This is a genomic window from Curtobacterium sp. PhB146 (assembly GCF_004342995.1).
Lineage (GTDB): Bacteria > Actinomycetota > Actinomycetes > Actinomycetales > Microbacteriaceae > Curtobacterium.
This window is the reverse complement of the sequence record NZ_SMBN01000002.1, coordinates 667,395-679,262: the sequence shown is the minus strand read 5'-3', so window position 1 is coordinate 679,262 and position 11,868 is coordinate 667,395. Positions and strand designations below refer to the sequence as shown.

Below are 11,868 nucleotides of genomic sequence, written 5' to 3'. Positions count from 1 at the left end.
GACCGGTCCCCGGGCCGCTCCCCCGGCGCGACGCCGGCTCAGCCGCGCTCGCCATCGTGTTCAGCGACCGTCACCGTCGGGGTCGATGCCCGAGTCGAGCCCGGGGAGGATGCCGTCCTCGACCGCCCGCCGCAGGAGGTCGACCTTCGTCGGGGCCGGGCGACCGACCTCGACGTACTTCACGCGGATGCGGTCGAGGTACTCACGAGCCGTCGAGTACCCGATGCCGAGCTGCTGCGCCGCCAGCTTGAGCGGCAGGCCCGAGGCGTACAGGTGCAGGATCTCGCGCTCGCGCCGGCCGAGCTGGGCCTTCGCGAAGTCGCGGTCGGCGTCGATGGCGCTCGCCCACTCGAGGTTGTTCAGCACGTCACCACGCGCAACGGTGGCGACCGCTGCCATCACCGTCTTCGTGGCGGACGACTTCGGGATGACACCGGCAGCCCCTGCTGCGAGTGCCTCACGGACGTTGGCGACGCGGTCCGCGATGGAGTGCACGAGCACGGCGGAGCCGGTCCCCTGCACACCCTTGACGTTCTCGGTGACGGTCGAGCCGTCACCGAGGGACAGGTCGAGGACGACGACGTCGACCTCGCGCCCGTCGAGGTTCTGGACGTACTCGGGCACGCTCGCGGCGGTGAGCACCACCTCGAAGCCCTCGTTCTGGCACGCCGCCTGGATCCCGAGTCGCACGGACTCGTGGTCGTCCACGATCGCGACCCGGACCGGCCTGGTGGCCGTGCCCGACGTCTCGGCTGCGGTTGTCGTTCCTGCTCCCACTGTGGCCTCTCGTTCCGATGTGCGTCCCCGGCCCCTGAAACCGGATCGCCATCAGCGCCCAGGATACCCAGGCTGGACTCAGGTCCGGGGAAACCGGACGCGCCACGCGGACGAAACCGCCCGGTTGCCCGTCAGCGCGCGGGCGTCAGGCGCGCCACGGCCTCCATGTGGTGGGTGTGCGGGAACAGGTCGAACGCCCGCAGCGCCTCGAGCTTGTACCCCAGGTCGGCGAACGTCGCGACGTCGCGGGCGAGCGCGACCGGGTCACAGGCGACGTAGACGACCTGCGACGGGTGCAGGGCCGCGATCTGCTCGACGACCTGACGACCGGCACCGGCGCGCGGCGGGTCGAGGACGATCGTGCCGGCGCGGAACCGGTCCTTCTCGGCGCGCGAGGCGTTCGCCACCGTGTTCGCGAGCCAGCGGTCGACCCGGCCGGTCTCGGCGCGCGCGCCGAGCCACTCGGCGAGGTTCTCCTGCGCGTGCTCGGTCGCGCGTGCGGCGCTCTCGACGCTCGTGAGGCGCGCCTTCGGGCCGACGAGGTCGCCGAGTGCGGCGGCGAGCAGGCCGACGCCGCCGTACAGGTCCAGATGGGTGCCCTCGGGGTCGAGTCGGTCGCGGTCGACCAGGTCCTGCACGGCCTCGGTGAGCACCGACGCCGCGGCACGGTGCACCTGCCAGAAGCCGTTGTCGTCCACCGCGAAGGTGCGCTCCCCCACGACCTCGGTCACCACGGTGGGCTTCTGCTCGTCGATGACGAGGCGCGCCCCCTCGGAGCCGCTCGGTGCCAGCACGTCGATGACCGTCGAGCCGGGCATCACGCCACGGCCGAGCGGCGCGCTCTCCTGCACGGCGTCGTTCGCGAGCGGCAGGCTGGTGACGGGGATGACGGAGTGCGAGCGCGCGGCGAACGGGCCGGCGGTGCCGTGCTCGTCGACGTGCAGCCGGACCCGGGTGCGCCAGCCGAGGCCGTTCGCGGCGTCGTCACCGGGTGCGGCCTCGACGACGACGTCCGAGCCGAGCACCGATGCCAGGTCCGTGTGCGCGAACCGCGAGAACGAGTCGACGAGCACGTCGTGCTTCAGCGTGCGCTGGTGTGCGAGGGCGATGTGGCCGAACTCGGCACCGCCCGGGCGCGTCTCGGGGTCGCGGTCGAGCGCGGCCTCGGCCCAGACGTGGTCGACGCGGTGCTCGCTCGGGGTGACGACGCTGACGGTGTCGGCGCGCCAGAACGACTTCTTCCGGTCCTCGGTCACCCGGGCGACGACGCGCTCCCCGGGGATCGCGTCCGTGACGAAGACCACCCGGCCTTCGTGCCGTGCCACCGAGATGCCGCCGTGGGCGATCCCGGTGACGTCGAGTTCGAGCAGCGTTCCGACGGATTCACCCATGGTTCGATGGTCCCATGCGTCTGTACCTCGCGAGTACATCCCCCGCCCGCCGAGCACTCCTCGCCCAGTCCGGGATCGAGCCCGTGCTCGTGTCGCCCGGGGTCGACGAGGACGCCACGGCGTCCGCGGCCGCCGCCGCACTCGGCCGTGACCTGACCGGCCCGGAGCTCGTGTCGCTGCTGGCCGTCGCCAAGGCGTCGGCCGTCGCGGACGCCGACGTCGCCGGGTCGCCGGTCGACGGCTTCGTGTTCGGCGGCGACTCCGCCTTCGAGGTCGACGGGCGCCTGTACGGCAAGCCGCACGACCCGTCGGTGGCCCGGGAGCGCTGGCGGCAGATGCTCGCCGCCGGCGGCGGGACGCTGTGGAGTGGACACTGCGTGATCGATCGACGACGCGACGACCGGCGCCGCGACCTGGACCCGGCCACGGGGCGGACGGGAGGCCCGGATGCGGCCCGCCCCGCGCCTCCCGTCCGCAGCCTGGTGACGTCTCCTGCCGGCGTGCCGGAGCTGGGGGACGTCGCGCCCGGCGGGTCGGCCCTGGCCGCCGGTGGCGACCGCGTGGTCGCCGTGGACAGCGCCGTGCTGACGTTCGCCGACGACCTGTCCGCCGAGGAGATCGACGCGTACGTGGCGACGGGCGAGCCGCTCGAGGTCGCGGGGGCGTTCACCATCGACGGGCGGGCGGCGGCGTACATCTCGCGCATCGACGGGGCACCGTCGGCGGTGGTCGGGCTGTCCCTGCCGGTGCTGCGGTCGATGCTGCTCCGCGGCTTCGGCGTCCGCTGGCACGACTTCTGGTCACTGTAGACATCCGCACTTGTTCGGCACGGTTCTTTGTGGGTGCCAGTCAATTCGTGCTCCCGTTGCACGAATACGCTGATGTCTCATGCCCCGTATCAGCAAGGTCCTCATCGCGAACCGCGGCGAGATCGCCGTCCGCATCATCCGCGCGGCCCGCGACGCAGGCAAGGCATCGGTCGCCGTCTACGCCGACCAGGACCGTGACGCCCTGCACGCCCGCCTCGCCGACGAGGCCTACGCGCTGAACGGCACCACGAGCGCCGACACCTACCTCGTCATCGACAAGATCATCTCGGTCGCCCGACGGTCCGGCGCAGACGCCGTGCACCCGGGCTACGGGTTCCTTGCCGAGAACGCCGACTTCGCCCGTGCCGTCATCGACGCCGGACTGACCTGGATCGGCCCGTCGCCGGACTCGATCGAGCGCCTCGGCGACAAGGTCTCCGCGCGCCACGTGGCCGAGAAGGTCGGCGCGCCGCTCGCGCCCGGCACCATCGAGCCCGTCAAGGACGCCTCCGAGGTCATCGCGTTCGCCGACGAGGTCGGCCTGCCGGTCGCCATCAAGGCGGCCTTCGGCGGCGGTGGCCGTGGCCTGAAGGTCGCACGGACGCGCGACGAGGTCGCCTCGCAGTTCGAGTCGGCGACGCGTGAAGCCATCGCGGCGTTCGGTCGGGGCGAGTGCTTCGTCGAGAAGTACCTCGACAAGCCGCGCCACGTCGAGACCCAGTGTCTGGCGGACGAGCACGGCAACGTCGTCGTCGTGTCGACGCGTGACTGCTCGCTGCAGCGCCGGCACCAGAAGCTCGTCGAGGAAGCACCCGCGCCGTACCTGACGGACGCGCAGCAGGAGCGACTGTACGAGTCGTCGAAGGCGATCCTGCGCGAGGTCGGCTACGTCGGTGCCGGCACGTGCGAGTTCCTGATCGGCGCCGACGGCACGGTGTCGTTCCTCGAGGTCAACACCCGCCTGCAGGTCGAGCACTGCGTGTCCGAAGAGGTCACCGGCATCGACCTGGTGCGCGAGCAGTTCCGCATCGCCGAGGGCGGCGTGCTCGACTACTCCGACCCGACGCCCCGCGGGCACTCGTTCGAGTTCCGCATCAACGGCGAGGACCCGGGCCGCAACTTCTTCCCCGCGCCCGGCCCCGTGCACGCGTTCAACGCGCCGTCCGGCCCCGGCGTCCGCGTCGACTCCGGCGTCGTGAGCGGCGACGTCGTGTCCGGTTCGTTCGACTCCATGCTCGCGAAGCTCATCGTCACCGGCGCCACCCGCGCCGAGGCGTTGGAGCGCTCGCGTCGTGCACTGGCCGAGTTCGAGGTCACCGGCCTGCCGACCGTGCTCCCCTTCCACCGTGCGGTCGTGTCGGACCCGGCGTTCGCAACGGACGACTCCTCGCCGTTCTCCGTGTACACGCAGTGGATCGAGACCGACTTCGTCAACGAGATCCCGGCGTGGAGCGGTTCTCCTGAAGAACTGCCGGCACCGGCTTCGCGCGACTCGGTCGTCGTCGAGGTGCAGGGCAAGCGCATCGAGGTCACCATGCCGTCGATCGTCGGTGGCGGTGCCGCCGCCGGTGTCGCCGGTCGTCGTCCGGCCGGTCCCTCCGCTCCCCCGAAGCGCCGCTCGTCGGCGGTCAAGGGCGGCATCGCGAAGTCCGGCGGGTCCGTCGCGTCGCCGATGCAGGCGACCGTCGTCAAGCTCGCGGTCGCCGAGGGCGACACCGTGGTGAAGGGCGACCTGCTCGTCGTGCTCGAGGCCATGAAGATGGAGCAGCCCGTGCAGGCCCACAAGGACGGCGTCGTCACCGGCCTGAACGCCCCGGTCGGCCAGACGGTCTCGTCCGGTCACGTGCTGCTCGAGCTGGCGTAGGCGCGCGCGGCGGGGTTCGCTCCGCTCGGGTTGCGCCCCGCTGCGGTCATCGCACCCCGACTCTTCGGGGCGCGATGACCGTCAGAGGGCGCGGCTCGCAGCATGACGCCAGGCAGTACCCCAGTTCGGACCGAGCGGCACCCCGGCATCGTGCAGGATCCGCGGGAGCTGCCCCGCGGGCATCGCGTCCGACCACATCACCCGTGCGAATCCGTTGACCCCCCGACGACGGCGGAGACGGTCCTCCCGGCGCTTCTCGTCGACCAGGGCATCTGCCGCCGTGTGCCCTCGCCGCGGGTCGTCGTACTTCACCCGGCCGTCGAACTCGACGATCACCCCGGCCTCCGCGAACCACAGGTCCACCCGGTCACTGAGCAGGCCGTCGTGCCGGAACTCCTGCTGCAGTACCGGGTCCGGTGCGCCGAGCACGTGCGCACCCCACCGTGTGATGCTCTCCCCCGGTGACTCGGCGAGCGGATCCGCGTGCTCGACCAGTTCCCGCGCGCGTCGATGCCCGCGAGCACGGCGACTCCCGAGCGCTTCGAGGATCGTCGCCCGCTCGACGCCGCGCCGCAGGACCGCGTCGAGCACGACGATTGCACGCCACGGGTGTTCGCGAAGGGCGACGTCGACCGCGGTCTCGGTCAACGTCGCGACGGGTACACCGTCGACCTCGACGGAGGACGGTCGCCGGCCGGCGCTGCCGATGCGCTGGATGCTCCGCTTGACCTGGCCCCGGTCCCGGGACGGGTCGGTCACGGTGACACGCTCGCCGAACGCCCCGATCCACGGCAGGCCGAGCACGGCGACCGCTGACCGGTGCGACACCACGACGGAGCCCGTCCCGCCGGCGAGCACACTCCGCACGAGCATGAGATGTCGTTCGCGTTCCGTCATCGACGCCCACTCGCCCGACCCGATGTACGTGCCACGGTGCACCCGGACGAGGGCGCCGGCATCCGCTGCGCGACGGATCGCCGACGCACGACCGGGGTCCTGCGCGAGGCCGACGGTCGAGATGGGTTCGTGTTCCATGCTCCGATGATCGCGACGCCCGGTCCGTCGCGAGCGGGGTCTGCGCGATCTGTGGACAGGCCACGGGGCAGCGCACCCGCTTGCAGGCATCGCGCCCCGAAGAGTCGGGGCGCGATGCCCGCAGCGGGGCGCAACACGAACGAGCGCTACCGGGGCGCGACGCGAACGAGGGGGGCGGCGGGCGGCGGCGCTACGAGACCAAGGGGCGGACGGACGCCGCGAGGGCGTCGACGAGGCGCTGGGCCTCGGCGGGGGTCTCGGCGACGGTGTCGATGTAGACCTTGACCTTGGGCTCGGTGCCGCTCGGGCGGACGATCACCCGCGCGTCACCGGTCAGGTCGTACCGCAGGATGTCCGACGGCGGGAAGCCCTCCACCCCGTCGACGTAGTCCGTCACGGCGAGGACGTCCAGGCCGCCGAGCGACGACGGCGGCGCGGACCGGAGCGAGGCCATGATCTCGCCGATGCGGGACAGGTCGTCCACGCGGGTCGCGACCTGCCCCGACGCGAACGCCCCGAACTCGGCGGCGAAGGCGTCGAGCTGCCCGGCGATCGACGATCCGGCAGCGGCGAGGTCCGACGCCAACGACAGCAGCGACAGTGCCGCCGAGATGCCGTCCTTGTCGCGCACGACCGACGGGTCCACCAGGTAGCCGAGAGCTTCTTCGTACCCGAAGAGCAGCCCGGGAACCCGCGAGACCCACTTGAAGCCGGTCAGGGTGTCGCGGTACTCCAGACCGTGGCGGGCGGCGACGCGGGCCAGCGCCGGCGACGAGACGATCGACGCTGCGAGGGTGCCCGTGGCGCCGGTCTCCGACGCACGGACGGCAGCCTGCCACCCGAGCAGCCACCCGACCTCGTTGCCGGACAGGCGGCGGTAGGTCGGGTCCCCGGAGTCGGAGACCGCCGGGATCGCGAGCGCGAGCCGGTCGGCGTCGGGGTCGTTCGCGATGACGAGGTCTGCGCCGACGGCGAGCCCGCGGGCGATCGCCAGGTCCATCGCGCCGGGCTCTTCCGGGTTCGGGAACGACACGGTCGGGAACGCACCGTCCGGCTCGATCTGCTCCGGCACGACCGCGGGCGACGCGAACCCGGCGGCGGCGAACACCGCGCGTGCGGTCTCCCACCCGACACCGTGCATCGCCGTGTACACGACCGTCGGCTGCTCCTGCGGCGCCAGGGTCGGGGTCGGCACGATGGCGGCCGTCGCGGCCACGTAGGCATCGAGCAGCGCCGACGACGCGACGGTGTAGTCGGTGCCCCGGGGCAGGTCCGTGATCGACCCGGCAGCGACGGCTTCGATGGCCGCAGCGATCGAGCCGTCGACCGGCGGCACGATCTGCGACCCGTCGTCGTCCTGTCCGAGGTAGACCTTGTACCCGTTGTCGCGGGGCGGGTTGTGGCTCGCGGTGACCATCACCCCGGCGCCGACGTCGAGGTGCCGCACGGCGAACGCGAGCACCGGTGTGGGCAGGGCGACCGGCAGCAGCGTGACCTCGAGCCCGAGGCCGCGTATGACCTCGGCGGAGTCGCGCGCGAAGACGTCGGAGTTCACCCGGCCGTCGTAGCCGATCACGACGCTGCGCGACCGGCCTGTGTCGATCAGGAAGCGTGCGAGACCGGCAGCGGCCTGCGACACGACGACCCGGTTCATGCGGAGCGGGCCGTAGCCGAGCTCGGCGCGGAGTCCGGCAGTACCGAACTGCAGCCGGCCGCCGAACCGCACGGCCAGGGCCTGCACAGCCGGACCGGAGCCGTCGGACGCGGCGTCGATCGCGGCGGCCAGCTCGTCGCGGGTCTGCGGATCCGGGTCCTGCGCGAGCCAGGACCGAGCGGTCCCGAGCACGTGGTCGAGGTCGATCTTCACGACGCCGGCTGCCCGAGGGCGGTCACCACGCGGGCGAGCAGGTCCGCGATCACGGGCTCGGCCTGCTTGCCGGCCTCGAGCACCTCGGTGTGCGACAGCGGCGTCTTCTGGATGCCGGCGGCGAGGTTCGTGATGAGCGAGAACCCGAGGATCTCCATGCCGGCCTGGCGAGCGGCGATGGCCTCGAGCGCGGTGGACATGCCGACGATGTGTCCGCCGATGGCCTTGGCCATCTGGACCTCTGCGGGGGTCTCGTAGTGCGGGCCGCGGAACTGCGTGTAGACGCCCTCGTCCAGGGACGGGTCGACCGACCGCGCCACGTCACGCAGCCGGGACGAGTACAGGTCGGTGAGGTCGATGAACGTCGCGCCCTCGAGCGGGCTGTCGGCGGTCAGGTTGATGTGGTCGCTGATGAGCACGGGCGTGCCGGGCGTCCAGTGCTCCTTGATGCCACCGGCACCGTTCGTCAGCACCATGACCGTGGCGCCCGTGGCCGCGGCGGTGCGGACGCTGTGCACGACCCGGCGGACGCCGTGGCCCTCGTAGTAGTGCGTGCGTGCGCCGATGACGAGCGCGTGGCGGCCGTCGGCGAGGCGGATCGACCGGATGGTGCCGGAGTGTCCGGGCACGGCCGAGGCGCTGAACCCGGGGACCTGGTCCGCCGGGATCTCGGACACGGTCTCACCGATGATGTCGGCGGCCTTGCCCCAGCCCGAGCCGAGGGTCAGGGCGATGTCGTGCCGCTCGATGCCGGACTTCGCGGCGATGACGGCGGCGGCGTCCCGCGCGACCTCGAACGGGTCGGCAGCGGGGTCGTTCAGCGGGTTCTCGGTGCTCATGACCCAACTCTAAAGGGCGGACAATGCCCTCAGTGCTCGCCGAGCGCCCGGTCCACCGCCGCCGTGATCTCGCCCTGGTCGAAGTGGTTCCGGATCACGATGACCTCGGCGTAGGTGTCGCCGATCGCCTCGACGAACTCCTGGCTGGTGAGGATCACGTTGGCGTCGTCGGACACGTCGCGCACCGAGGCCACGTCGGCTGCGACGACCGATGCCTGCAGGCCGAGGGCCGACAACGCCTTCTCGGCGTTCACCTTGAGGATCCCGCTCGAGCCGATGCCCGCGCCGCAGATGGTCACGATCTTCACGCGGACACCCCCATGATCGTGCGGACCTCGTCCGCCGTCGTCGCGTCGGCGATCCGCCCCGTGACGGCCTGGTCGTTGAACAGGTTCGCGATCTCACCGATGGACTCGAGGTGCGTGCCGACCCCGGCGACCGCGAGCCCCAGGACCACACGGACCGGGTCGTTGTGCGGGTGGCCGAACGCGACCGGTGTCTCGAGGGTCACCACGGCGAGCCCGTCGCGCAGGACTGCGCCACCTGGTCGGGCGTGCGCGAACGCCAGACCCGGGGAGATCACGATGTACGGCCCGTGTTCCTCGACCATGCCGATCATGGCGTCCGTGTACTCGTCGGTCGCGGCTCCGGACGCGACGAGCGCGCCGCCGGCCAGGCGCATCGCGTCACGCCAGGTGGGCGCGGTGGCCCCGAGGAGGACGGCGGCGTCCGGCAGCGGCGGCAGTCCCATGCGTCAGGCCTCCGAGTACCCGGAGGTGATGGTCGCGATGATCTCCTCGCGGTCCTCGAGCGGCAGGAAGGAACCGAGCGCCGCGTTGATCTGGAACGCCGCCAGGTCGTCGAGGTCGTAGCCGAACGTGCCGGCGAGCAGTGCGAGCTCCTTCGACAGCGACGTCCCGCTCATCAGGCGGTTGTCGGTGTTCACCGTGACCCGGAAGCCGAGCTGGTAGAGCACGTCGAAGGGGTGGTCGGCGAGGTCGTCCCCCCAGGCCGCGATCGCACCGGTCTGCAGGTTGGAGGACGGCGAGACCTCGAGCGGGATCTCGCGGTCGCGGACCCACGACGCGACCTCGCCGAGGGAGGCCAGCGTCGAGCCGTCACCGGCGTCGGAGAGGGTGACGTCCTCGAAGATCCGGACGCCGTGCCCGAGGCGCAGCGCGCGGCCGTCGACGAGCGCGGACCGGATCGAGGCGAGTCCGTCGGCTTCGCCCGCGTGGACGGTGACGGGGAACAGCTCGGATGCGAGGTGGTCGAACGCGGCACGGTGGTTCGACGCCGGGAACCCGGCTTCGGCACCGGCGATGTCGAAGCCGACGACCCCGTTGTCACGGTGCCGGACGGCGAGCTCGGCGATCTCGAGCGAGCGGTCGGCGTGGCGCATCGCGGTGACGAGCTGGCCGACCCGGATGCTGCCGCCAGCGGCGTCGACCGCTTCCTCGATGCCGGCCTGGACGGCCTCGACCGTCTCGTCGAGGGTCAGGCCGCCCTGCAGGTGCTGCTCCGGCGCCCAGCGGACCTCGCCGTACACGACGCCGTCGGCGACCAGGTCCTCGACGAACTCCTTCGCGACGCGGTGCAGCTGCGGAGCCGTCTGCATGACCGAGATGGTGACGTCGAACGTCTTCAGGTACTCGACGAGCGAGCCCGAGTTCGACTGGTCGGCGAACCACTGCCCGAGCTCGGACGGGTCGGTGGTCGGCAGCGTGACGCCCGCGGCACCGGCAAGCTCGACGATCGTCGCGGGGCGCAGGCCGCCGTCGAGGTGGTCGTGCAGCGAGACCTTCGGCAGGTCGTTGATGACCGCTCCGGCGTCGGGCAGGCGGTAGGTCGGGGCGTCGGCGCTCATGCGACCAGGCTATCGGTGGTCAGCGACCGCGCGCAGGCACCTGTGCACAACAGACCCGTGCACAGACTGGAGGCTCTCCACACGTGTGCGGAGAGCCTCCAGCCGGTCGGACGGTCGCGTTCAGCCCGCGATGCGCTCCCGCACGATCGGCCCGCGGGCCGCCACGGCTGCGTCGGACGAGCCGATCGACCACGCACCCTCGAGCGACTCGAGCGCCCGCGGGATCCGCGACGCGTCGTCGGTGTGCAGCGTCCAGAGCGGCTGCCCCTCGGTCACGGTGTCACCGGGCTTGACGTGCAGCTCGATGCCCGCCCCGGCCTGCACCGGGTCCTGCGCGCGGGCACGACCGGCACCGAGGCGCCAGGCCGAGACGCCGAACGGCAGGGCGTCCTGCTGCGCCAGCACACCGGACGACGGCGCCGTGACGACGTGCTGCTCGCGGGCGACCGGCAGCGCGGCGGAGGGGTCCCCACCCTGCGCGGAGATCATCCGACGCCAGGTGTCCATCGCCCGGCCGTCGGCCAGTGCAGCCGCAGGATCGGCGTCCGGCATCCCGGCGAGCGTCAGCATCTCCGAGGCCAGTGCCACGGTCAGCTCCACGACGTCGGCCGGACCGCCGCCCGCAAGCACCTCGACCGACTCCCGCACCTCGAGTGCGTTGCCGATCGTCAGGCCGAGCGGGACCTCCATGTCGGTCAGCAGCGCCGAGGTCTTCACCCCGGCGTCGTTCCCGAGGTCGACCATCGTCTGCGCGAGCTCGCGCGACGCCTCGTACGTCGGCATGAACGCACCGGAGCCGAACTTCACGTCGAGCACGAGCGCACCGGTGCCCTCGGCGATCTTCTTCGACATGATGCTCGACGCGATGAGCGGGATGCACTCGACGGTGCCGGTGATGTCGCGCAGGGCGTACAGCTTCTTGTCGGCCGGTGCGAGACCCGAGCCGGCGGCGCAGATGACCGCACCGACGTCGGACAGGATCTCCATCATCCGGTCGTTCGACAGCGCAGCCTGCCACCCGGGGATCGACTCGAGCTTGTCGAGCGTCCCGCCGGTGTGGCCGAGGCCACGGCCGGACAGCTGCGGCACCGCGACGCCGAACGACGCCACCAGCGGTGCGAGCGGCAGCGTGATCTTGTCGCCGACCCCGCCCGTGGAGTGCTTGTCGACGGTCGTCTTGCCGAGCGACCCGAACGACATCCGCTCCCCGGACGCGATCATCGCGAGCGTGAGGTCCTTGACCTCGCGCCGCTCCATCCCGTTCAGGAAGATCGCCATCGCCATCGCGGCCATCTGCGGGTCCTCGACGTAGCCGCGTGTGTACGCGTCGACGAGCCAGTCGACCTCGGCGGTGCTCAGGGCGCCACCGGATCGCTTCGTGCGGATGAGGTCGACGGTGTCGAACGGCTCGACGGCCAT

11 protein-coding genes are annotated in these 11,868 nt (G+C 72.0%); 2 read left to right on the top strand and 9 right to left on the bottom strand.

Translation table 11 applies throughout. From position 1 onward, the window contains the following. Window positions 1–60 precede the first annotated feature (60 nt). Both EDF33_RS11670 and EDF33_RS11665 read right to left on the bottom strand, forming a co-directional pair. Window positions 61–777: a response regulator transcription factor gene (locus EDF33_RS11670; protein ID WP_111086608.1), complete on the bottom strand. Its 717-nt coding sequence runs from the start codon at window positions 775–777 to the stop codon at window positions 61–63. Between the two features lie 131 nt (window positions 778–908). Then, window positions 909–2,168, bottom strand: coding sequence for a TRAM domain-containing protein (locus EDF33_RS11665; RefSeq protein ID WP_132100104.1), 1,260 nt, complete (start codon window positions 2,166–2,168; stop codon window positions 909–911). 14 nt (window positions 2,169–2,182) lie between these two features. Here EDF33_RS11665 and EDF33_RS11660 point away from each other — a divergent pair, with 14 nt between their 5' ends. Then, entirely contained in the window at window positions 2,183–2,977 is a 795-nt protein-coding gene (locus EDF33_RS11660; protein ID WP_132100103.1) for a Maf family protein, read from the top strand. 79 nt (window positions 2,978–3,056) lie between these two features. Then, entirely contained in the window at window positions 3,057–4,841 is a 1,785-nt protein-coding gene (locus EDF33_RS11655; protein WP_111086611.1) for a biotin carboxylase N-terminal domain-containing protein, read from the top strand. A gap of 81 nt (window positions 4,842–4,922) precedes the next feature. On the opposite strand, the gene EDF33_RS11650 is transcribed toward EDF33_RS11655, so the two are convergent. From EDF33_RS11650 to EDF33_RS11620, 7 genes are all read right to left on the bottom strand, one after another. Then, on the bottom strand, window positions 4,923–5,876 hold the full coding sequence (locus tag EDF33_RS11650) for a hypothetical protein (protein ID WP_132100102.1): 954 nt from the start codon (window positions 5,874–5,876) through the stop codon (window positions 4,923–4,925). A gap of 190 nt (window positions 5,877–6,066) precedes the next feature. Then, a complete protein-coding gene (locus EDF33_RS11645; RefSeq protein ID WP_132100101.1) occupies window positions 6,067–7,743 on the bottom strand; it encodes a phospho-sugar mutase in 1,677 nt (558 codons plus the stop codon). Continuing rightward, window positions 7,740–8,582 carry a purine-nucleoside phosphorylase gene (locus tag EDF33_RS11640; protein ID WP_132100100.1) on the bottom strand — a complete coding sequence of 281 codons (843 nt, stop codon included), beginning with the start codon at window positions 8,580–8,582 and terminating at the stop codon, window positions 7,740–7,742. The genes EDF33_RS11645 and EDF33_RS11640 overlap by 4 nt, the downstream gene beginning before the upstream one ends. Before the next feature lie 29 nt (window positions 8,583–8,611). Further along, entirely contained in the window at window positions 8,612–8,890 is a 279-nt protein-coding gene (locus EDF33_RS11635; protein ID WP_123292189.1) for a PTS sugar transporter subunit IIB, read from the bottom strand. Beyond that, window positions 8,887–9,333, bottom strand: a complete 447-nt coding sequence (locus EDF33_RS11630; protein ID WP_123938688.1) for a PTS sugar transporter subunit IIA — start codon at window positions 9,331–9,333, stop codon at window positions 8,887–8,889. The genes EDF33_RS11635 and EDF33_RS11630 overlap by 4 nt, the downstream gene beginning before the upstream one ends. Window positions 9,334–9,336: 3 nt before the next feature. Beyond that, window positions 9,337–10,449, bottom strand: coding sequence for an adenosine deaminase (locus EDF33_RS11625; protein WP_132100099.1), 1,113 nt, complete (start codon window positions 10,447–10,449; stop codon window positions 9,337–9,339). Window positions 10,450–10,569: 120 nt separating this feature from the next. Continuing rightward, window positions 10,570–11,868, bottom strand: coding sequence for a thymidine phosphorylase (locus tag EDF33_RS11620; protein WP_132100098.1), 1,299 nt, complete (start codon window positions 11,866–11,868; stop codon window positions 10,570–10,572).